This window comes from Bacillus sp. FSL W7-1346 (assembly GCF_038593335.1).
GTDB lineage: Bacteria > Bacillota > Bacilli > Bacillales > Bacillaceae > Bacillus > Bacillus altitudinis.
The window spans coordinates 1,080,425-1,102,443 of the sequence record NZ_CP151988.1 but is presented as its reverse complement, the minus strand read 5'-3'; the positions used below and the strand labels follow the sequence as shown (position 1 = coordinate 1,102,443).

At 42.4% G+C, this 22,019-nt stretch carries 17 protein-coding genes and 1 riboswitch; of the genes, 7 read left to right on the top strand and 10 right to left on the bottom strand.

Translation table 11 applies throughout. From position 1 onward, the window contains the following. Nucleotides 1-21: 21 nt before the first annotated feature. Entirely contained in the window at nucleotides 22-870 is an 849-nt protein-coding gene (locus tag NST09_RS05510; protein ID WP_017360190.1) for a S1 RNA-binding domain-containing protein, read from the bottom strand. 226 nt (nucleotides 871-1,096) lie between these two features. Between NST09_RS05510 and NST09_RS05505 the strand changes: the two genes are divergently transcribed. The 5 genes from NST09_RS05505 to NST09_RS05485 all read left to right on the top strand — a co-directional run bounded on the left by NST09_RS05505 (nucleotide 1,097) and on the right by NST09_RS05485 (nucleotide 9,130). Beyond that, entirely contained in the window at nucleotides 1,097-1,588 is a 492-nt protein-coding gene (locus NST09_RS05505) for a YajQ family cyclic di-GMP-binding protein (protein WP_007499076.1), read from the top strand. An 81-nt stretch (nucleotides 1,589-1,669) separates the two neighbouring features. After that, nucleotides 1,670-1,788, top strand: a riboswitch (SAM riboswitch). Between the two features lie 78 nt (nucleotides 1,789-1,866). After that, complete coding sequence (locus NST09_RS05500; RefSeq protein WP_046527338.1) at nucleotides 1,867-3,708, top strand: bifunctional homocysteine S-methyltransferase/methylenetetrahydrofolate reductase; 1,842 nt, start codon at nucleotides 1,867-1,869, stop codon at nucleotides 3,706-3,708. Beyond that, a complete protein-coding gene (gene metH / locus NST09_RS05495; RefSeq protein WP_342493418.1) occupies nucleotides 3,692-7,120 on the top strand; it encodes a methionine synthase in 3,429 nt (1,142 codons plus the stop codon). Before NST09_RS05500 ends, metH begins: the two co-directional genes overlap by 17 nt. 119 nt (nucleotides 7,121-7,239) lie before the next feature. After that, a complete protein-coding gene (locus NST09_RS05490; RefSeq protein WP_008348558.1) occupies nucleotides 7,240-8,175 on the top strand; it encodes a hypothetical protein in 936 nt (311 codons plus the stop codon). A 97-nt stretch (nucleotides 8,176-8,272) separates the two neighbouring features. Beyond that, on the top strand, nucleotides 8,273-9,130 hold the full coding sequence (locus NST09_RS05485) for a GNAT family N-acetyltransferase (protein WP_342493417.1): 858 nt from the start codon (nucleotides 8,273-8,275) through the stop codon (nucleotides 9,128-9,130). A gap of 45 nt (nucleotides 9,131-9,175) precedes the next feature. On the opposite strand, the gene NST09_RS05480 is transcribed toward NST09_RS05485, so the two are convergent. The 6 genes from NST09_RS05480 to NST09_RS05455 are packed head-to-tail and all read right to left on the bottom strand — an operon-like array spanning nucleotide 9,176 to nucleotide 17,486. Continuing rightward, nucleotides 9,176-10,990 (bottom strand): IucA/IucC family siderophore biosynthesis protein, encoded by a 1,815-nt coding sequence (locus tag NST09_RS05480; protein ID WP_017366993.1) that lies wholly within the window; start codon nucleotides 10,988-10,990, stop codon nucleotides 9,176-9,178. 13 nt (nucleotides 10,991-11,003) lie between these two features. Continuing rightward, nucleotides 11,004-12,353: a lysine N(6)-hydroxylase/L-ornithine N(5)-oxygenase family protein gene (locus NST09_RS05475; protein WP_047945522.1), complete on the bottom strand. Its 1,350-nt coding sequence runs from the start codon at nucleotides 12,351-12,353 to the stop codon at nucleotides 11,004-11,006. Further along, on the bottom strand, nucleotides 12,328-12,882 hold the full coding sequence (locus tag NST09_RS05470) for a GNAT family N-acetyltransferase (RefSeq protein WP_007499091.1): 555 nt from the start codon (nucleotides 12,880-12,882) through the stop codon (nucleotides 12,328-12,330). Before NST09_RS05470 ends, NST09_RS05475 begins: the two co-directional genes overlap by 26 nt. Then, complete coding sequence (locus NST09_RS05465; RefSeq protein ID WP_272755147.1) at nucleotides 12,879-14,660, bottom strand: IucA/IucC family protein; 1,782 nt, start codon at nucleotides 14,658-14,660, stop codon at nucleotides 12,879-12,881. The genes NST09_RS05470 and NST09_RS05465 overlap by 4 nt, the downstream gene beginning before the upstream one ends. Continuing rightward, nucleotides 14,657-16,153 (bottom strand): aspartate aminotransferase family protein, encoded by a 1,497-nt coding sequence (locus tag NST09_RS05460; protein ID WP_224559549.1) that lies wholly within the window; start codon nucleotides 16,151-16,153, stop codon nucleotides 14,657-14,659. Before NST09_RS05460 ends, NST09_RS05465 begins: the two co-directional genes overlap by 4 nt. Next, nucleotides 16,140-17,486: an aspartate aminotransferase family protein gene (locus NST09_RS05455; RefSeq protein ID WP_035392469.1), complete on the bottom strand. Its 1,347-nt coding sequence runs from the start codon at nucleotides 17,484-17,486 to the stop codon at nucleotides 16,140-16,142. Before NST09_RS05455 ends, NST09_RS05460 begins: the two co-directional genes overlap by 14 nt. Before the next feature lie 386 nt (nucleotides 17,487-17,872). Between NST09_RS05455 and NST09_RS05450 the strand changes: the two genes are divergently transcribed. Then, a complete protein-coding gene (locus tag NST09_RS05450; protein WP_025207122.1) occupies nucleotides 17,873-18,421 on the top strand; it encodes a serine acetyltransferase in 549 nt (182 codons plus the stop codon). A 167-nt stretch (nucleotides 18,422-18,588) separates the two neighbouring features. On the opposite strand, the gene NST09_RS05445 is transcribed toward NST09_RS05450, so the two are convergent. From NST09_RS05445 to NST09_RS05435, 3 genes are all read right to left on the bottom strand, one after another. Further along, the gene (locus NST09_RS05445; protein ID WP_017360202.1) at nucleotides 18,589-18,864 is read right to left on the bottom strand and encodes a hypothetical protein; all 276 of its coding nucleotides are present in this window, start codon (nucleotides 18,862-18,864) and stop codon (nucleotides 18,589-18,591) included. A 63-nt stretch (nucleotides 18,865-18,927) separates the two neighbouring features. After that, on the bottom strand, nucleotides 18,928-19,488 hold the full coding sequence (locus NST09_RS05440; protein WP_283931286.1) for a GNAT family protein: 561 nt from the start codon (nucleotides 19,486-19,488) through the stop codon (nucleotides 18,928-18,930). Nucleotides 19,489-19,502: 14 nt separating this feature from the next. Then, nucleotides 19,503-20,369, bottom strand: a complete 867-nt coding sequence (locus NST09_RS05435) for an AraC family transcriptional regulator (RefSeq protein WP_342493416.1) — start codon at nucleotides 20,367-20,369, stop codon at nucleotides 19,503-19,505. Between the two features lie 113 nt (nucleotides 20,370-20,482). Here NST09_RS05435 and NST09_RS05430 point away from each other — a divergent pair, with 113 nt between their 5' ends. After that, a complete protein-coding gene (locus NST09_RS05430) occupies nucleotides 20,483-21,859 on the top strand; it encodes an MATE family efflux transporter (RefSeq protein ID WP_060832222.1) in 1,377 nt (458 codons plus the stop codon). Nucleotides 21,860-22,019: the final 160 nt, after the last annotated feature.

The window sequence follows — 22,019 nt, the reverse complement described above, 5'->3', positions numbered from 1 at the left end:
ATAAAAAAAGCGAGCAAATGCTCACTTTTTCTCGTATGTCCATCCTTCTTTTTGGTAAACAAGATCATTTTTCATCAGATGACCTAATGCTCGTTTGAAGGCTGCTTTGCTCATTTGAAATCTTTCCCGGATATCTTCTGGATCACTTTTATCCCCGTAAGGCATTGCACCGTTTCTCGTTCTCATGTAAGTTAAGATTTCTTCTGCATCGACAGATAATGCATCCTGCTTTCTCGGAAGCAGAGAAACGTTTACAGTTCCGTCCTCTTTCACTGCAATGACGCGTCCTGTCACGGTCGATCCCAATCTAGGCTCTTCCTTTCGTTCCGTGCGGTGGATAAATCCACGCACGCCTGTATCTGTCAGCATAAAAGAACCTGTCGCAATTAAGCGATAGATTGTTCCAGTAATTTCTTTGTTCATTAACGTTTCTGGCGCTTCAGTAAATAATTCACTGATCACATCTTCAGTGGCTGGTTTTGCGAACATTCTCCCGTAACTTGTCACTTTGAGCATACAGTATAGTTTGTCGCCTTTTTTCGGCCACGCTTCCTCAAAAGGCGGGAGGTGTTCAGTTGCAACAAGTGCATCCTTTGACAAACCTATATCGACAAAAGCACCCATATCTTCTACAACGTCTACAACTTCTACCCAGTCGTATGTATGTGCATTGATTTTAGGAATTTTCATCGTCGCTGCCAGTCTTTCTTCATGATCTACATATAAGTAGACCTCTACTTCATCACGATCTCCAATATCCTCTGTCATCTCACTGCGATGTAGGAGAACAGAATCTTCGCCATCTGTTAAAAAGTAGCCGTATTCCATCTCGTTATCTATTTGCAAGGTCAGTTGCTCACCTGGTCTCATGTTCTCTTCCTTCCTATCTGCCCTTAAAAGAGCGTTCGTTCATCTTTTGATTCACTTTATTCTACTATACTTCTGTCATCATGAACATCTCTAGTTCTGTTAGCTAAAGTGGACAAACTGTACTTGAATTATACCGCATACATCTGAACTCTCTTCGATAAAGTTTCTTCTTCCCCTATGGGCATGATAAAATAGACGCAATATCTATAGTTGGAGGTCATATGTGATGGCAAAAGAAAGTTCATTTGATATTGTATCGAAGGTGGAGCTGCCAGAGGTGCAAAACGCCATTCAAGCAGCACTGAAAGAAATTAAAAACCGTTATGATTTTAAAGGAAGTAAAAGTGATATTTCACTAGAAAAAGAAGAACTCGTTCTCATTTCTGATGATGACTTCAAGCTGGAGCAGCTAAAGGATGTCCTTGTGACAAAACTGATTAAACGAAACGTACCGACTAAAAACATTGACTACGGAAAAACAGAACATGCCCTAGGTGGAACCGTTCGCCAGCGTGCAAAGCTGATTAGCGGGATTGATAAGGACAATGCCAAAAAGATCAATGCCTTGATCAAACAATCTGGTATAAAAGTAAAGTCGCAATTTCAAGATGACCAAGTGCGTGTGACAGGAAAAAATAAAGATGATTTACAAGAAGTGATTGCGCTTATGCGCAAGGCAGATTTACCGATTGACGTCCAATTTATAAATTTTCGATAAATTTCAAATTTTCCATTGATTATTTCCGATTTTTTCGATACAGTTGATGGAAGTTCAATTCATTGACATGTTCATATCGCTTTCTTATCAAGAGAGGCAGAGGGACTGGCCCTGTGAAGCCTCAGCAACCGGTGTAGTAGAAATCTATTTTCTATGACCAAGGTGCTAAATCCAGCAAGCAACTGCTTGGAAGATAAGAAGAAGAATTTCCATACAGCCAAAAAGTCTTCTTCTTATCAGAAGGCTTTTTTTGTTACATAGAAATAAGGAGGAAACCAATGGGCCTATTACAAGACTTACAAAATCGCGTACTGATTGCTGATGGAGCAATGGGAACACTTTTATACTCTTATGGCATTGACCGTTGCTTTGAAGAATTAAATTTATCAAAAGAAGATGAAGTCAAAAGAGTGCACGAGGCATATGTGCAAGCTGGAGCGGACATTATTCAAACGAACACATACGGTGCGAATTATATTAAACTATCCCGCTACGGTTTAGAAGAAGAAACAAAACGCATTAACACAAAAGCTGTACAAATTGCCAAAGCAGCCGCTGGCTCAGCTTATGTCCTTGGAACGATCGGTGGCATTCGAACATTTAACAAAAATGCCTACTCTTTAGACGAGATTAAACGGAGCTTTAGAGAACAGCTCTATATCCTTTTAAATGAAGAGCCTGATGGATTACTGCTTGAAACATATTACGATATTGAAGAAGCAAAAGCCGTTCTTGAGATTGCTCGCAAAGAAACAGCGCTTCCGATTGTCATGAACGTCTCCATGCATGAGCAAGGTGTATTGCAGGACGGGACACCGCTAAAAGACGGTTTATCTGAATTATCCTCACTTGGCGCTGATGTCGTCGGCATTAACTGCCGGCTGGGCCCTTATCATATGATTCAGGCACTTGAAGGTGTTCCACTTTTGGAAAATTCTCATTTATCTGTCTATCCAAACAGCAGTCTCCCCTCCCTTGAAGAAGGCAGACTCGTCTATGATACAGATAATGATTATTTCCGAAAAAGTGCACTTGAGTTTAGAAATCAGGGCGCACGAATCATTGGAGGCTGCTGCGGAACAACCCCTCAGCATATTAGCGCCATGGCTGAGGCGGTCAAAGATTTAGCACCTATCACCGAAAAAGAAGTGAAAATATTAAAAGAAGAAATCATTTCCATCCAAGATCAACGGACAGAACCAGGTCTTGACGAGCTGGCTGTGAAAAAACGTTCGATTATCGTCGAGCTAGACCCGCCGAAGAAGCTGAACTTTGAAAAATTCCTCGTCGCAGCGAACGAATTAAAAAGTGCAGGCATTGATGCCCTCACACTGGCCGATAACTCTCTAGCTACCCCGCGTATTAGCAATGTGGCATGCGGCGCTTTATTAAAACAGCAGCTTGATATGCGTTCACTTGTCCATATCACATGTCGTGATCGCAATTTGATTGGACTCCAATCCCACTTAATGGGGCTGGACACACTTGGACTAACCGATATTTTAGCCATCACAGGCGATCCGTCTAAAATTGGAGACTTCCCAGGTGCGACATCTGTGTATGATTTAACCTCCTTTGATTTGATCCGTCTGATCAAACAATTTAACGAGGGACTATCTTTCTCCGGGAAGCCGCTCGGGAAAAAGACTAATTTTTCAGTGGCTGGCGCGTTTAATCCAAATGTCCGTCATATTGATAAAGCAGTCAAACGCCTCGAGAAGAAAATCGAATACGGTGCCGATTATTTTATTTCACAACCTGTATACTCTGAGGAACAGCTTGTGAAGATTCATGAAGAAAGCCGACATTTGGATAAACCGATTTACATCGGTATTATGCCGCTAACAAGCAGCCGAAACGCAGAGTTTATTCATCATGAAATTCCCGGCATTAAATTGTCTGACTCGATTCGTGAGATTATGGCCAAGGCAGGCGAAAATAAAGAAAAGCAGCGGACAGAAGGGTTAGCGATTGCCCGCTCTTTATTAGATACAGCTTGCGAATTGTTTAATGGTATCTATTTAATTACCCCTTTCCTTCGATCAGATTTAACAGCAGAACTGACAACTTACATCCATCAGAAAGAAAAGGAGCCAAACATCCATGCCAACTATCACTGAACAGCTCAAAAAACGCATCCTCGTCCTTGACGGTGCAATGGGCACAATGATTCAAAACGCCGATCTCACAGCAGAGGATTTCGGCGGAGAAGAGTATGAGGGCTGTAACGAATATTTAAACGTCACAGCCCCTCACATTATCTCCACGATTCACCGGCAATACCTAGAGGCAAGTGCTGACCTCATTGAAACAAATACATTCGGTGCGACGAAGCTCGTTCTCGATGAATATGGACTTGGCCATCTCGCCTATGAATTGAACGTAAAAGCAGCTCAGCTGGCAAAGCGTGAAGCAGACCGTTTGTCGACGCCAGACTGGCCCCGCTTTGTAGTAGGCGCAATGGGGCCCACTACAAAAACATTATCCGTGACAGGCGGCACAACGTTTGAAGAGCTCGTTGCAAATTATGAAGAACAAGCCCGCGCCCTGATTGATGGGAAATGTGATGCTCTTCTTTTAGAAACGAGTCAAGACATGCTGAATGTCAAAGCTGGATTTAAAGGCATTCAAGAAGCCTTTCACGCAACCGGTATTGAGCTACCACTGATGGTGTCAGGGACGATCGAACCAATGGGCACCACCCTTGCCGGTCAAGATATTGAAGCCTTTTATATCTCACTTGAGCATATGAAACCAATCAGCGTCGGACTAAACTGTGCAACTGGTCCAGAATTTATGACAGACCATATCCGTACACTTTCCTCCATCTCAAAGTCGGCTGTCAGCTGCTATCCAAACGCTGGTCTCCCTGATGAAGAAGGACAATATCACGAATCCCCTGCTTCGCTTGCTAAAAAAATCGCCGCTTTTGCAAAAGAAGGCTGGTTAAATATCGTTGGCGGCTGCTGCGGTACAACGCCTGCACATATTAAGGCATTATCAGATGAAGTACGTCCGCTTCAGCCCCGCAGCATGTCGCATGAGTCATCACCGCATACCGTATCAGGAATCGAGCCCCTCATTTATGAAGAAGCGATGCGCCCCCTCTTTGTTGGTGAGCGCACAAATGTCATTGGTTCACGCAAATTCAAACGGCTCATCGCAGAACAAAAGTTTGAAGAGGCAGCAGAAATTGCCCGTGCTCAAGTGAAAAATGGCGCTCACGTCATTGATGTGTGTTTAGCAGACCCTGATCGTGATGAGATAGCAGACATGGAAGGCTTTTTAAAAGAAGCCATGAAAAAAGTGAAAGCTCCTTTTGTCATTGATTCAACCGATAAACATGTCATCGAAAAAGCACTCATGTATTCTCAAGGAAAAGCCATTATTAATTCTATTAATTTAGAGGATGGAGAAGAGCGCTTTGAAGAGATTCTTCCGCTTGTCAAGCTATATGGCGGCGCACTTGTTGTTGGAACAATCGATGAAACAGGGATGGCCGTCACAGCAGATCGAAAACTTGAAATTGCCGTAAGATCCCATGACCTGCTCACGAAAAAATATGGAATCCCTGCGAGTGATATCATTTTTGACCCGCTTGTCTTTCCAGTAGGTACTGGAGACGAACAGTATATTGGTGCTGCTGAAGAGACGATTAAAGGCATTGAGCGAATCAAAGCAGTACTGCCTGAATGTCTCACCATTTTAGGCATTAGTAACGTGTCTTTCGGACTCCCGCCAGTTGGTAGAGAAATATTGAATGCCGTTTATTTGTATCACTGCGTCAAAGCAGGGCTTGATTATGCGATCGTGAATACTGAAAAGCTTGAACGCTTCGCTTCAATTCCAAAGGAAGAAATCAAGCTGGCTGAAACTTTACTTTATGAAACAAATGATCAAACCCTTGCTGAGTTCACCCAATTTTATCGCAGGAAAAAGAAAACAGAGAAAAAACCAAAGATCTCCTTATCGCTTGATGAAAGACTGGCACTCTATGTCGTCGAAGGGACGAAAGAAGGACTGATTGATGACCTTGCCCTTGCTTTGGAAAAATTTGAATCACCTCTTCATATCATCAATGGACCATTAATGCAGGGAATGTCAGAGGTAGGTCGGCTTTTTAATCAAAACGAATTGATTGTAGCTGAAGTCCTCCAATCCGCTGAGGTCATGAAAGCATCTGTTTCATACCTTGAGCAATTTATGGAGAAAAAGGACGCAAGCGGCAAAGGGAAGATTCTCCTCGCCACCGTCAAAGGCGATGTCCATGATATAGGGAAAAACCTGGTCGACATCATTTTGAGCAATAATGGCTTTCACGTCGTCGATCTCGGAATCAAAGTAACCCCACAAACATTGATTGAAGCGGTGCAAAAAGAAAAGCCAGATATGATTGGATTATCAGGTTTACTTGTCAAATCAGCACAGCAAATGGTCTTGACCGCTCAAGATTTACAAAAAGCAAACATCTCTGTTCCCATTTTGGTGGGCGGCGCGGCGCTTTCACGGAAGTTTACGAAGATGAAAATTTCGCCTCAATATGATGGCCCCGTCCTTTACGCCAAAGATGCAATGGACGGTCTGTCTTTAGCGAATGAATTAAGAACGAACCCTCTTCAATTTCAAACAAAACCCTTAGAGGATCAAGAAACACTCCATAAGGAAAAAGAAACAAAGCAGCCAAAAGCCGTGATTGAATTACTAGAAAAACGCGCGACACTTCCGGAGGCAGCCATTTTCACGCCAGAAAATACGAAACGCCATTATGTACGGGATATTGATTTGCACCACATAATGCCCTATGTCAATGAGCAAATGCTGATCGGCCATCACCTCGGTTTAAAAGGAAAGGTCAAAAAGCTCTTGGCTGAACAGCATCCAAAAGCATTGGAATTAAAACAACTGATCACAGATCTTCTTCAAGAAGGCAGAGAGAAAAACTGGTTTGCACCTGCATTCGTCTATCAATTCTTCCCTGCCAGTTCAAATGGGAATGATCTGCATATCTATGATCCAGAAGCGCCTGACCGCGTCATTGAGACATTCCAATTTCCAAGACAGGAAAAACTTCCGTACCGGTCTATTTCTGATTATGTGCGGAAAAGCGGAGAGAACGAGAAAGATTATATCGCCTTATTTGCAGTGACGGCTGGCGCCCGCATACGAGAGGTTGCGCAGCAATTTAAACAAGAGGGTGACTATTTAAAAATGCATGCGGTCCAAGCTTTAGCACTTGAGCTTGCAGAAGGATTGGCTGAACGAACGCACCAAGTAATTCGTGATAAATGGGGATTCCCAGACCCAGTCGATTTCACGATGGAGAAACGGTTCCAAGCCAAATATCAAGGTCAGCGCTATTCCTTTGGCTATCCAGCGTGCCCTAATCTAGAAGACCAAGAAAAACTATTCCATCTGTTGCAGCCAGAAAAAATCGGGATTCATCTCACAGAAGGGTTTATGATGGAGCCCGAAGCATCCGTTTCAGCCATTGTCGTATCTCACCCTGAAGCTCGATATTTTAACGTTCATTAACAAAGAACCTCCATTCCAGGAGGTTCTTTTTATCATTAAAAATGACATAAATATGAAAAATTACGTTTATTTACCGATATTACAAATGAAAGTTATTTACTTAAAAGGAGATGTTTGTCATGTTCAAAAAGAAGATCGGGGTTTTATTGCTTACAGGCCTCTTTATCGCTAGCCCTCTTTTCCAATCACCTGCACAAGCGAGTGAAACTTCTACGAAACAAACAAAATATTATACAGAAGAATTGGAGCATCTGTATCCAGACAGTGATTATGCAAACAATGATACGATGGACAAAGCTCAATTCTTACAGCACTCTCTTCATCTAAACAAGACCTATTTATATCACGAAGGCAGTATCTCTTCTATGAATGACATTGATTTTTATCGGTTCACCAGCTCTAAATTTGATGGAGCAGATGGCCGCTTTTCTATCAAACTCGTCAATGTGAAAGCTGGAAATGATTTCGATCTTTATCTTTACAATCAGAGCGGATCACTCGTGTCTTCCTCTGTGCGAACAAACAACCAAAATGAAATCATCCATATGCCGAAAATTGCCGCAAGCACTGACTACTACTTAGCCGTTAAACCAAAGCAATTATTAAATGAAGAGGACAACATGTATCGTATTGTCTTTGATAAAAGTATTGAAAAAGGCACAACCAAACGATATGGATCACCTGCCACATTGAATAGTTTCAATGAAGCCGGATCTCCCAATTCTTCTTTTGATTTAAGCAGCTTGCCGCAGGATGCCGTTGTCACTGGCCTGTCATTAGAAGCTGAAAAAGGTAGTACAAATGCATATAATTATGTATTCACGGTCTCTTCCTTAAAAGGTGGAACAGTGAACGTACCTTGGAACGGTCAAAAAGTTGACATCTCTTCTTATAAAACAAGTCAAGTGCCAGCAAAAGACCGCTTTTTTGTTTCTTTTAATGCAACCGAGGTTCCTCAATTAATCGGTGGACGGTTAATCAAAGTAGGCGTTGTCTCAATTAAGAACTTACAGCTCACCTTTGAATATGAATACAATCGTGACCTCAATTATTAAACTATACAAAAGGAAAAGGTGCTCCCTTTTCCTTTTTCTTATGCGTTCTTATGGTACGATACATGTAGAGAAATCATCGAAGAAGGAGTTGCGTGTATTGCCAAACGTTATTCAACGATCTTTAACACTTGATGACATACCAGATCTTGTCGCATTGTCAAAAGAGGTCGACTGGCCTGATTACAATGCGGAAGAGCTCACATCTCTTTTAACAAATGGACATTTTACCGGTTTTACAACAACTGACGGACAAGTCATTTCATGCGCAGGACTTTTTCAATATGACAGAGTGGCATCAATTGGAGCGGTCATTGTATCTGAGACACATCGAGGCCTCGGTCTTGCCCGTCAAATGATTGACACACTGCTTCGTCATAGTGATCCAAGTGTCCCTGTCGTTTTAACGGCTACCGTACAAGGACAGCCAGTTTATGAAAAAATCGGCTTTCAGACAGCCGGTTATATTCATACATACAAAGCACAAAAAACAAACCCTAGTGCGCTTCATCCGTCACATCAGATTCATCTTTTTCCCGCTGATGAAACGCACCTCCCGTCTATTGAAAGGCTGGATGAAAAAGGCGCAGGGACCAATCGATCAAACTTCTTAATAAAGCGAATGGAGCGAGCAGCATTTAAACTGATCGCAAAGGATGAACACCACGAAATCACCGGTTTCGCGTTTGGTGTGGAAACACCAGCTAATCTGATGATTGGCCCGCTTGCAGCAAACGATGAACAAACGGCGCTATCACTCATTCAATCACTTCTCACGTCTTATTCTGGCGCCTTTCGTTTAGATATGCAGGAAGAAACAGCTGAACGCCTGCATGCATCACTTGTAGAAGCAGGATTTACGAAAACAAACGTCGCACATTTTATGATGATTCGCGGGAACGAAAAGCAGAACGATCCTGCGCTTCTCTATTTCCTGGCCTCACAAGCATTTTCTTAAAAAATCAAAAAGCTGTAGACAGATGTTGTCTACAGCTTTTCTTATTTACTTTTCGCCTACGGATGAGAGAACTTGAGCGAGTGCATTTGTGACCTTGCCATGCTCTGATGCATGCGGCCGGTCATCTCCATCTCCATAGCCATAATCAATCATGCGATTACGGTTTAAGCAAAGCTTTGTCAGCTGAGGCTGGAATAGATCAAATAAAGCAAAACGATCTTTTAGCTGTGGAAATTGCTTTTGATACTGCTGAATTTCTTCTGCAAGCAAGCGCCAAAGCGTCGTTTCATCTAACAGATTGTGATTGTCTAACACGTTTGACACGTAACGAAGATTGCAAATAAACAGGCCCGTAAAAATAAATTGTACAAGACCCTCAGGCGGCTCACTACGCAGCACTTCCTTTAGATCTTCTTCTAATGAAGCCAATTCAGGCAGCGGTTGATCACTAATGTTCACATCATCAACAAAATCTTTGATCGCCAAACGATGCGGCTTATGATCTTTTAATACAAGAATTGTATTTTGTCCGTGCGGTGAAAACACCGTGCCATATTGATACATAAAGTGCAGAAGCGGCGGCATGACAACATGGAAGAATGACGCCATCCATTCTTTTGCTGACAGACCCGATTTTTCAATGAGCTGCTTCAGATAAGGCTCGCCTTCATGATCTTCATACGTCAGTGCCGCCAGCGTAACAGGGCTCTCCCCTTCATCTAAATACGTATAAATGCTTTCTCTAAAAATGACTCCAAGCATTTCAAGGTATTGATATGGCGCACCAGGTAGCTTGCTGTAATAAGGATGATCAACATTGATACTCGCATTCTCACCTGGTAAAATGACGCGGCATACATCGGACAAAAAGACGTCTTGATCCGCGATGCCTTTAATATGCGCTGTAATACGAGGAGCAATCACCGTACGTTCTGATGGGAGCCCCCGGTACACTAGCGTATTTAAAATACTCATTGGCAATTTAATATGATGCTTGCCTTTATTTGAGATGTTCGTAAAGGTTCTGATCGATTGCTGTGGAATATATTGATCCAGCCCTTCTCCTAAATACACAATACGGCGCATCGCTAAATCTTCGGGGAAATGTTGGATGATCATATGTGTCCACTGCCATTTATGAACAGGCATCATATAATAATCAGCCGCATTCAGCCCTTCATCCTTTAACACACGTTGGAATTGACGAATCGTGACTTCGTCTAATTCCTTGGCAATGATGTGCTCATAGTTCTCATGATCGACCGCATGGAAAGTCGCAAGCTCTCGGTGAACAGCAATCCAAGACAGCTGCACACATTCCTGCCTTTCAGGTGCATAGGCTAAGTAATCCTCGTAGCTGAACCCAATACGCCCTTTGTTATAGACGATCCACGGATGACCAGTCATCTCGCCTTCAATCCATGCGTAATCTGTATCCGTCAGCTCATCTGCACGAAGTGCTTTTTTCGACAGCAAATGAACATCAGCTAACAAGGTATGGTGAAGCTCTTTGATCAGATGGCCAGTTGTTTCAGAAGACATTGGGATGATCGGCTGAATGTCTAGTAAAAACACAATGGCACTAACATCCTTTGTCCACGTTCCGTCTTGACAGCACTCGATCGATTCAGCAATCGTATCAAAACTATCAAACAAACGAGGTTTTGCGAGATAACGATATTTCTTCTGTTCGTGAATGATTAATTCATATTGGGCGATGCCATCCTGATGATTTAGCTGAACGGGATGAAGCATATCCTCATACATATATTCGGACAGCATTTTTGCCACCATTCGCTGGTTTGCTTTTTTCCAAGCAGCAGGATTGACCGCTTTTTTCATTTCATCTTGTATACTCATCGGTTCATCCTCCTTACCCTTTGATTTCTTCAAATGTATTTGCGTGTTTATGTGTACCGAATGTCTGGAAAACATGCTTTTGATAAAGTGGATACACAGGTCGACGAGCCAGTTCATTGATAATGACACTGTTTCGGTACGCCCCTAGCCCTAAATCTGGTGCGCCTACTCCATGTGTATGAAGCTCTGCATTTTGTACAAAAATATCATTTTCACCTAATGTATTTGTTTTCAATCGATATTCACGTTCAACCTGGAAGCGTCCTTGATGATCCCACTGAATATGATGGGAAATCGGATCAATAAATGGCGGTAATACAGATTGATAGCCCGTTGCCAAAACGACAATGTCTGTCTCATGCGTAAAGGATTCCTCTTTGACCCATTGATTGCATGAAAGCGATAAGCCGTCCCTCGTTTCCTCAATCAAATTGACCTCCGTCATCGCCTGCAGCACGGTGTTCAGCTGCTCTCCGCAAGCAGAACGTTCATAAAGCAAGTGATAAATATCTCGGATCATCGCTGAGCTGATGCCTTTATACAGCAAATCTTGCTGCTTTAATAGCGCATCTTTTTTAGGCTGAGGAAGCTCATAAAAGAAATCAATATAGTCTGGAGAGAAATACTCAAGACCCAAATTTGAATATTCCATTGGGAAAAACCCTTTAGAGCGTGTAAACCAATGAATATCCTTCGCCTCATCGTCTGATAAAATGTCATAGAATACTTCTGCCGCACTTTGACCAGAACCGATGACCGTCACGGATTTTCCTTTAAAACAGCCTTCTTTCTTTCGTTTCAAGTAATCAGCAGAATGAAACACCCGATCCCCTAAAGCTGGCTGAAGAGATACTGGTACCGCAGGCTGTGTGCCGATACCTAAAACAAGATGCTTACTTTCAAACACCTCTACCGTTTGATCTTTCACATGACGGACATGCACTTCATATCGTTTTTCTCCAGCTTTTTCAACGATGGAGACAGATTCGACATTCATGCCAAATCGGCAAGAATCTAATTGATCCGCGACCCAGCGGCAATAATGACTATATTCCTTGCGCGGGATATGGAAGTCTTCTAGAAAGTAAAATGAATACAAACGGTTTTGTTCCTGCAAATAGTTGAGAAAGCTATATTTGCTTTTCACATCCGCCATACTGACAAGATCCGCTAAAAAGGGGACTTGAAGTGTAGTCCCTTCAATGAGCATACCTGGATGCCAGTGGAACGCTTCACTTCTTTCAAAAAACAAAGCGTCAATTTCATCTACTTCTTCAGATAATGCAGCAAGCCCTAGGTTAAATGGTCCAATACCAATCCCAATGACATCCACTACATTATTTTGCTTGTTGAACCGCGTCATGGTTATACTTCCTTTCAAATCGATCTCGATGACAAAACATCAAAAGACCTGTTTTATCTGGTAAAGTAACTGGTTTCACACGTTCGAATCCACACTTTTCAAAGACATGAATCATTTTTTCGTTCCGAATATCTGGCTCAGCCACGATTTTTTCTGTTCGTTTGTTCTGCTCAAACTGAAATGCTGTCATGGCTTGAAGCAGCGGAGCCGCAAATCCTTTCCCTACATAATCTGGCTCTCCAATTAACAGGTGAATGCCTTGATCATGCGGAGAAGGCTCATAGTACGATTCAATGATATCCCCTTTCACATTGTATGCTTCAAAATAGCTCATCGGCGTTCCATCAATGGTTCCTAAATAAAGGGTTTGATGCGGATCATGAATGGCCTGATAAAAGTGCTTTTCAAAAGCAGGAAATGGAATATTCAAATGCCAAAATGGGTGGACATACTCTTCTTGCATCCACTTGTGGACAAGCTGGACGTCCCGTTCATATTCAGCGCGAATGAACCCAATTCGATGCCTCATCCAATCAGCGCCTCCTTATGTAAAAAGAGCGGATTCAACACAGACGTGTACCTGGATTGAGTTTCTAAAGAACCCGTCAGCTCATCCATATCTTCAAACCGCGTGAGTAAGTTCGCTTTTGAAGGCAGCTCCTGTGACCGAAGAAGACTGTTCGTCAGCTCAGATGCACCATATGTCTCTTCATGCGCAAGCAGTGTGTCTCTAATCAGGGCTAATAAACCTTCTTCTTTTGCAAGCCCCTCTGTACCAAAACCATTCACAAGACCAAACAAATGATTAAAGAAGAAATAGTAACGCAGTCTCTCAACCGCTACATCGTCTGCACAAATGGTTTCACTTCTGACGCTTAAGTTTTGAACAAGCTTCGCAAGCTGATCCTTTTTCGATTCGCTATAATAGTAGCCTTGATTGTCACGATAATAGAATGTGTGCGGATATCCATTCTTTAGCTGTACGACAGCATTTTGCTGATGGGCTTCAAGGGCAAGACCATACGTTTCAAACAACCAAAGCATCGGCTCTAACGAAATCGATAAATATTGTGTGAACCAATCACGGCTGACATCTTCTGTTGATCTGCCTTCAGCGTCTGCTAATTCATGAATAATGCCTGAAAGCCTTGATTTTCCTCCGTATGCATGATCCTGACATAGCCCTGCAATTAAGCTTGCCCCTTTTTCATGATGCAAAAATGGATTTTGACGAATGACGACTTCAAAGCCAGATTCCGCCTCATCCCCTTGAATAGATAGATACGCAGGATCTTCAATCACACGGAATCCAGAGAATTTGTCATATAAAGAAACGCCTAATTCTGTTTTTAAGATACGAGACATCTCAACTCCGCGATCAAGTTCCTTTTGTTTGTTAACGCGTAAAGAGTTTGTGATCTTTACAGGGACAGAGAATTTGAGCATGTACGCAGAGTCTTTTTGATAGACCGTTCTAAAGGAAGATGTCGCTGTGTATTCAGACCCTAGTGGCCCTAAATACGTCAGCATCCCGTCCTCTATATAACGCTTGACGAACGCTTTCTCCATGACCACTTGGACTTGTAGCGGATGAATCGGAATCAGGACATATTCACCGCCTTCTGTTAACGTCGTCAGTCTCTCTTTTTCTTCCGGCATCTGGCGCATGAGCTCCTCAAACATGAGACTTGCCGCAGATTCTGAAAGAGAAGAATCCTGAAGCACAATTGACGGATGCGCTTTAAAGTAATGAAGCTGGAAAGAGCCTTTCAGCTCAGGAGAATAAATCGCTTCCTCCTCTTCTGTCATTCCTTGTCTGCTTTTTGGTGTAGGATGCGTTAAATGCCCAAGAAGAAGTGACTGCTCCGCTTCGATATATTCAAAATCAGCTGAAGAAAGAGCTGCTCGATCACTTTCTCTCTCTCTGATGAATCGTTCAATATTCCGGCAGCTTAAAATGATGCGAAGCATGAACTCATCCTCTGCATCTGTGCGGCCGTATTCAATGAGAAGTTCCTTTGAACATAAAGCAACAAGTGTGGTGTAATCGACGATCGTTCCCTGTTGCTCACTGCCTTGCGGGCGAAAGCGAACGGGAAAATCAAAGAGATGACGGCCTACAGGCGAAAAATATCGAATCGGAATGACAAGCTCAAGATCTTGTTTTGCTAATGCTGCTACAAATACAAGTGAGCCGTCTGCTTTTGTCTCTTTCTTTGCAGATCGATCAATTCCTGTTTCACGTAAAAAACAGTTTAAAAAACTTTGCATCGTTGCATTTTCAGCCATTTGTTTATATTGACTCAACGTAGTACCCTCCCGGATTGAATATGAGCGATCCCGATATCAACAATGTCAGAAAGGATTTCCTCAATATGTGTAATAGTCGTTCTCGGATTTAACAAAGTGAATTTTAAGCAAGTTTGACCATCGGCTACTGTTTTTGCTACGACAGCCGTTCCTGTTTGGAAAAGTGTGCGATGAATGATTTTATTGATGTCCTCTGCTTGATGATCATCTATAAAACGAAACACGACTGCATTGATTTCTGGATCAGGATTGATCACCTCAAGATGATCATTTTTCTCAATCAACGTAGCCACATCTTTCGCAAAATGGATGGTATGGTCAATGATACTTGCAAATCCTTCTTCTCCAATCATACGCAGAGAGAGAAGGAGTTTTAGCGCATCAAACCGGCGCGTCGTCTGAACAGATTTATTCACGAGATGCAGAATGCCTTCCAGTTCATCTTCCTTTGGATTGAGATAATCTGCATGGTAATCAATCAAACCAAAATGTCTTTTATCCTTTAGTAGAAATGCCCCGCAGGAGATCGGCTGATAAAATTGCTTATGAAAGTCGATCGTGATCGAATCAGCAAGCTCGATGCCATCTAATTTTCCTCGGAAGGTTTTGCTTAATACAAGCGCTCCTCCATAGGCAGCATCTGCATGAATCCACAAACCGAAAGGCTTCACCATGTCATATATGTCACGTACAGGATCAATACTGCCAAAATCAGTTGTCCCGCAAGTCGCCACGACTGCAAATGGAAGCAAATCCTGCTCCTTAAGCTCCATAAGCTTCTTCTGCAAATCATGCAGGTCCATTCGGTGATGTTCGTCTGTCTCAACTAACACAACAGCCTGTTCACCTAAACCTAGCTGAGATGCTGATTTTTTTACAGTGAAGTGGGCATTCTTGGAGCAAAGAATCCGCATACGATTTGCCTCGCTCGGCAACCCTTTCTGCTGTACATTCCATTGCCAAGTGTTTTCACAAAATGCATCTCTTGCTAAAAGCAGTCCCATGTAGTTAGATTGGGTTCCACCGCTCGTAAAGGTCCCATCTGCTCGTTCTCCATAAGAAAACTTTTCACATAACCACTTGAGGATTTCCTCCTCAACCAAAGATGCAATGCCGCTTTGATCAAAGGAATCCATTGATTGGTTAAAGGAACTTACGATCACCTCTGCTGCCAGAGCAGGGATAAGAGGTGGGCAATGCAAATGTGCCAGGCATTTAGGATGTGACACATCAACCAAATGCGGTAAAAGGTGATTTTTTATATCTTGAAAAACAGACTCAATGGATTCACCAGCCGGTTGAATCTGGAATAACGATTCGACATGAGTCGCTAATTTCCCAGGCAATATTCCGCTATACGGTCCTCTGCTTGTTTGCCACTCTGCCAGTAAGCTGTCGATGGATGTGTAGAGAGCCGCTTGGAAGGACTCCCTCCCAAGCTGGCTTTGTTGAATAAATAATGAATCGACAGATGGTTTAGTTGACTGCATCGTAAACTGCCTCTTTAAAAATCGTGATGACTTTTTCAAGCTGTTCTTCTGTCATGGTCAAAGGCGGTAAGAATCGAATCACACTTCCAAAACGGCCTCCTGTCTCCACAATTAAGCCTTTATCAAAACAATTCTTTTGAATGAGACTGGCTAGCTCTGGATTTGCTGGATAACTGCCGTCCACATCCTGTTTCTCATCTGGATTCACAACTTCAACACCAATCATTAATCCTCTTCCTCGCACATCACCGAGAGCAGGCACTTGTTTTTGAATGTCTTTTAGATTGGCCTGCATACGCTGACCAAGCGCTTCTACATGATCAAGCAGATTGGTTTCTTTTATATATTTAAGCGTAGCAGTTCCAGCTGCCATCGCCATTTGATTTCCTCTAAACGTGCCAATGTGTGCACCTGGATTCCATTGATCTAAGTCTTTGTCATAAATCACAACGGATAGCGGAAGGCTTCCCCCAATTGCTTTTGATAACACAATGACATCTGGCACAATACCAGCATGTTCAAAGGCAAACATCTTACCAGTTCGGCCGATGCCTGATTGAACCTCATCAATAATAAGTGGAATTCCTTTTTCTTTTGTGATTCGTCTCATTTCTTGTATCCATTCAATTGATGCCGGGATGGAGCCGCCCTCCCCTTGCACCGCTTCAAAGATCATGCCTGCTGGCGGGAGAATTCCACTCTCAGGATCATTTAATACACGCTCAATATAAGAACTGGAAATGCGATGTGAGTCTTTACCGCCGATTCCAAATGGGCAGCGGTATTCATATGGATAAGGCAGGAAGTGAACATCTGGCATTAATCCTTGTACTTTTTCTTTTGGCGATAAGTTGCCGCTTAATGACATCGTGCCATGTGTAGCACCATGATATGCTCCGTGGAATGATAGAATGGAACGATTTCCCGTCGCTGTCTTGACTAATTTAATTGCTGCTTCTATAGCATCACCACCAGTTGGTCCACAAAATTGAATTTTTGCTCTTTTTGCAAACTCTTCTGGCAAGTGAGAAAAAATCTCATTCACAAATTCTTCTTTAATCTCTGAAGTGATGTCCAGCGTATGCAACGGTCTTTTTTCATGAAGCATACGTTCAATAGCATCTATAACAACCGGGTGATTGTGACCAAGGGCAAGTGTTCCTGCACCTGCTAGGCAGTCATAAAATTCTCTACCATCTGCATCTGTCACGATCATACCTTCGGCTTTTTGCATGGCTAATGGGAACCGTCTCGGGTAAGACCTTGCATTAGATTCTCTTTGACTTTGCTGCTCTAAAAATTGCTGATTTTTAGAAACGGTTTTGATGGACATAATAAAACACTCCTCCAATTGATAAAGATTATCATTTTCATTTACTAGCCTAGAGGATGTAAGATACGAAAGTCAATTGTATTCAAAAAGATGATTCTAAAAGCATATGAATGCTATATTCTCTTTTTAACGAGTAATTTCGTGTATTTTTTACAAACATCTACAGCCATAAGGCGATGTAACGTTTGAGTATGAAAAATGTTGAAAAAAATTACAAATCAATTCTCCTGGTTCTTTTGCTCTATGCGTTGTAGCTCCCTTGTTTGATACGGGACGGCCGAATGAAATGAATGTAGTAAAACAAAAAATGAACGTCATTTTATCTTGATATAAATGGTTATAATGGTATAATTTCTCTGAAACGAAAGGGAATCGAGGGAGATCTGATGATTTTAACGAAGCATGACCTTCACCACTATTTGGCACAAGATCAGAAAGCACTTGCCATCAATCGAAAAAGACCAAAGTGGCTTGGGGATGATATTTGGAAATATCAAAGATATTTACGAAAATATGAGTACTATACGAATAGCGGTGCTACGTTACGCAAATGGTTTTATCGTTACTTACATAAAAAGAAAGGCATGCAGCTTGGCTTTGATATCCCAATTGGTGTATTTGGACCTGGGCTCAGAATCAACCATACTGGGCTGTTGATTGTAAACAAGCATGCCAAAATCGGCGCGTTTTGTGATATTCATCAAGGTGTGAATATCGGTCAAAACCATCATGAAAAAGATGTGCCCGTCATCGGAGATCATGTATGGATCGGCCCTGGCGCTAAACTGTTTGGAAACATTTATATTGCGAATCATATTTCCATCGGAGCAAATGCTGTAGTGAATCGCTCCTTTCATGAAGAGCAGATTGTCATTGCAGGTGTCCCTGCTCAAAAAATAAAAGAAAAAGCCCTTCTTTATGAAGGACTTACTTGATCAAAACAGTGAGCCACATGAGATAAAATAAGATGGTTAAACATGAGGATCATCCTGCCCGAGCCCACCACCTTTTATCCTTATGATGCTATGGCGCCATCAAACCATCAATCGGTAGCAACTTGAACTAAAAAAAATCACCTATGATGTATGTACAGCCGTACTCTCTAATTTGCGTTGGAGTACCCGAAGACCAGCATGAGAAAGTACAAGACAAAGACGAGGATGGCAATCGCATAGATGAAAACGGACACAACCAGTACTGTCCAGCCCAACCCTTTTCTTCCTGTTTGAATGAGATATATTCCAAGTGTGAAGAGCCCGAGTAAAAGGCCTAAGATGGCCCATAACCATTTATTTTTCCCGTGTTTTGGTGCATCAACGAATAGGTAGATTGCGACTAATATGGATACAAACCAACCTGTAATCCATTTCACATTCATCCGCCACCCTTCTTTTTCAATTTATTGAATCTTACTATACTTTTTTCCTAATCTTAAAAACAACTATTCAAATGAATGGTGCGGAAGGCTTTGCCATTCTTCTCTTAGCATCCCATACCGCATCGAATCATAATAATCCCCTTGATAGTAACGAACCTTACGCAGTCTTCCCTCAAGGATAAACCCGCATTTCTCTGCGCAACGCATCATGCGTTCATTTCCAGACCAGGTGGTCAGACCGATGCGTGGGATATCGATGTGTGAAAAGAGTTCATCGATCCATAGACGCAATGCCTTTGTTCCAACGCCCCCATTCCAAAAACGTGAGTCATAAATAAGAATCCCGCACTCCAGCCAGCGTGTGCGTTCATTCTCCCAATAATAAGAAACTGTGCCCTTTAATTCACCTCCGACATCAATGCCAAATAGTTTTGGCAGGACAGAATCATCCTGTAAATAGCGTTTTTTAAATGCAGCAAGCGATATGTCATGTTCAATAAAATACGGTGCATTCCACTTTCGATAGGCCTGGTCTGGGGCTTTAAACCTTAAATGCCATACCACTTCTAAATCGGTTTCGTCTAATGGACGTATGCTCACAATCTCTTCTTTTTTTCCTTTCATCTGTTCACGTTCCTTTACTTTGTCGTTCTTTTAGCAAGATGACGATACTCGATAGGCGTCATGCCTTCATTTTGCCGAAACAGCTTTGAAAAATAAGTAGGGTCATCAATGCCTACATGTTCTGCAATGAGAGCTATTTTTTCATTCGTTGAAGCAAGCAGGCTTTTGGCTTTTTCAATTTTGAGTCGATTGATGTACTGGCTCGGCGTCAGTCCGTACACGGTCTGCATGCACCTTGTCATGTAATCAGGATGATAATGGAGAATCTCTGCCAGCTTCTCCATCTGTAATTTTTGCGTAAAATGACGTTCAAGATAGTGAACCACTTCTGAAGCGACAGTCTCCTTTGCACTTGGAATATGAAATGCTTCTTTTTGTAACTGAATGAGCATTTCCTCAAATTGAAGCTGCTTTTTGAGCTGAAGTTCAGACGCATCATCATTTAAAGCGCGCATCGCTGAAAGATGCTTCTGTAGCACGCTTTCCCCTTTCACTTTTCCTTTTCGGGGCAGACGAAATTCATAGCTTGCTGCTTTTTCAAAAGTGGCTTGATTTTGCTTCATGTCAAACCAGTGTTCTCTCGGCCGATCTGTAAACTCAAATGAATCAATTGAAAAATGCAGCCACTCATAAAGTGTTTCTTCTTTGCATGGAAGATGTCCACCATGGGCAAGTCCCGGTGATAAGATGATATATTCTCCCTCTTTTACGTGATGAGGCACCTCGTCTTCTGTGATCCACAGTTCACCTTTCGTGACATAAAGAAGATCAAATACGGTGAAAATTCTGGAGATATGTCGTTCTCCTGGGTGGAATACACCTTTGCCTGAAGCAATATAGACTGGAAATGGCGGTACAGTAAATGTAATAAACGGACCCATATTCATCCCCTTATGAAGTCGGATTTCTCCAATAAGTTTCGGTTTCATCTCTTCTTATTATAGTCGATGCAAGGTACACTATAAATCGGATTTATACGAAAGAAGGTGATGTGATGAAACCACAAGCACTCACAATACAAAAGGTTCAAGCCAAAAGTGAAAAATCCCACCCTTCATTATTTGCATTAACTTGGCCTATTTTTATTGAAATCTCTTTATATATGCTGATGGGCAGCGCAGATACACTGATGCTCAGCCAGTATTCTGACAATAGTGTTGCCGCAGTAGGGGTAAGCAATCAGCTATTAAATCTATTGATTGTGATGTTCAGCTTCATTACGACTGGGACGACGATTGTCATTGCGCAGCTTTTAGGAGCGGGCCGCAAGCAGGAAGCGACCCTAGTTGCCTATGTATCACTAGGCACCAACTTCCTCATTAGCTTTGTGATCAGTCTTCTTATGTTTGTGTTAGCTGTGCCCATCCTGCATATCATGGGATTATCAAGCGAGCTCATGCCAGATGCAACCGTCTTTTTACAGATTGTCGGCCTGCTGTCTTTTATACAGGCGCTCATTATGACCTATAGTGCTATTTTAAAAAGCTATGGATTCACGAGAGATACGATGTATGTCACCATCGGTATGAATCTGTTAAACGTTGCTGGTAATTATTTGGTCATCTTTGGACCATTTGGCTTCCCTGTATTAGGTGTCATGGGTGTTGCTCTTTCCACATCATTTGCACGGTTGATCGGTCTAACAGCCATGATCCTCATTGTTCGACACCGCATTGGATTGCGGTTTTCATTCAAGCGAATGTTTTACATCCAGCGAACGCATTTAAAAAAACTGCTAAAAATCGGCATTCCTTCTGCTGGAGAACAGCTTTCTTATAATGGCTCTCAAATGATTATTACGCTGTTTATCACATTTATGGGCACGCAAGCACTGGCAGCAAAAGTCTATACCCAGAATTTGATGATGTTCATTATGTTATTTGGTGCCGCCATTAGCCAAGGAACGCAAATCTTAATTGGGCGCCTGATCGGGGCGAAAGAATTTGATGCGGCCTATCGAAGATGCATGAAAAGCTTATACTGGGCCATTGCCATCTCGCTTCTTTCTTCGACTGCTTTATCTTTATCATCGACGCATTTACTTACTTTTTTCACTAGCAACAGTGAGATCATTCAAATCGCGAGCGTCCTCCTCATATTGACGATTATTTTAGAGCCTGGACGTTCTTTTAATATGGTCATCATCAACTCCTTGCGGGCAGCTGGTGACGCGAAGTTTCCAGTCTATATGGCGATGATTTCAATGTGGGGCATCGGCCTTCCGATCGCTTATTTATTAGGCATTCAACTTGAAATGGGCCTGATCGGGGTTTGGATTTCTTTTATCGTAGATGAATGGATAAGAGGTATCTTCATGTATAGGCGGTGGCGTTCAAGAGTGTGGACGGAGTACCGGTTTACTTCCACATAAAAAGGACTGCGGGTGCAGTCCTTTCAGATTGTTGACAAAGGGCTAAAACGAACTTTATTTTAGCCCTTTGTCTTCTTTTCAGCGTGATAGAAAACCTTTGCAGCCCTAGGAAGGACGAGCATCGGCGCGGAGCGAATTTGACATTCGTGAGCACCGAAGC

Coding starts and splice junctions, on each gene's coding strand:
- NST09_RS05510 (WP_017360190.1), bottom strand. CDS start 870: ATGAGACCAGGTGAGCAACTGACCTTGCAAATAGATAACGAGATGGAA.
- NST09_RS05505 (WP_007499076.1), top strand. CDS start 1,097: ATGGCAAAAGAAAGTTCATTTGATATTGTATCGAAGGTGGAGCTGCCA.
- NST09_RS05500 (WP_046527338.1), top strand. CDS start 1,867: ATGGGCCTATTACAAGACTTACAAAATCGCGTACTGATTGCTGATGGA.
- metH (WP_342493418.1), top strand. CDS start 3,692: ATGCCAACTATCACTGAACAGCTCAAAAAACGCATCCTCGTCCTTGAC.
- NST09_RS05490 (WP_008348558.1), top strand. CDS start 7,240: ATGTTCAAAAAGAAGATCGGGGTTTTATTGCTTACAGGCCTCTTTATC.
- NST09_RS05480 (WP_017366993.1), bottom strand. CDS start 10,990: ATGAGTATACAAGATGAAATGAAAAAAGCGGTCAATCCTGCTGCTTGG.
- NST09_RS05475 (WP_047945522.1), bottom strand. CDS start 12,353: ATGACGCGGTTCAACAAGCAAAATAATGTAGTGGATGTCATTGGGATT.
- NST09_RS05470 (WP_007499091.1), bottom strand. CDS start 12,882: ATGAGGCATCGAATTGGGTTCATTCGCGCTGAATATGAACGGGACGTC.
- NST09_RS05460 (WP_224559549.1), bottom strand. CDS start 16,153: ATGCAGTCAACTAAACCATCTGTCGATTCATTATTTATTCAACAAAGC.
- NST09_RS05455 (WP_035392469.1), bottom strand. CDS start 17,486: ATGTCCATCAAAACCGTTTCTAAAAATCAGCAATTTTTAGAGCAGCAA.
- NST09_RS05450 (WP_025207122.1), top strand. CDS start 17,873: ATGATTTTAACGAAGCATGACCTTCACCACTATTTGGCACAAGATCAG.
- NST09_RS05445 (WP_017360202.1), bottom strand. CDS start 18,864: ATGAATGTGAAATGGATTACAGGTTGGTTTGTATCCATATTAGTCGCA.
- NST09_RS05440 (WP_283931286.1), bottom strand. CDS start 19,488: ATGAAAGGAAAAAAAGAAGAGATTGTGAGCATACGTCCATTAGACGAA.
- NST09_RS05435 (WP_342493416.1), bottom strand. CDS start 20,369: ATGGGTCCGTTTATTACATTTACTGTACCGCCATTTCCAGTCTATATT.
- NST09_RS05430 (WP_060832222.1), top strand. CDS start 20,483: ATGAAACCACAAGCACTCACAATACAAAAGGTTCAAGCCAAAAGTGAA.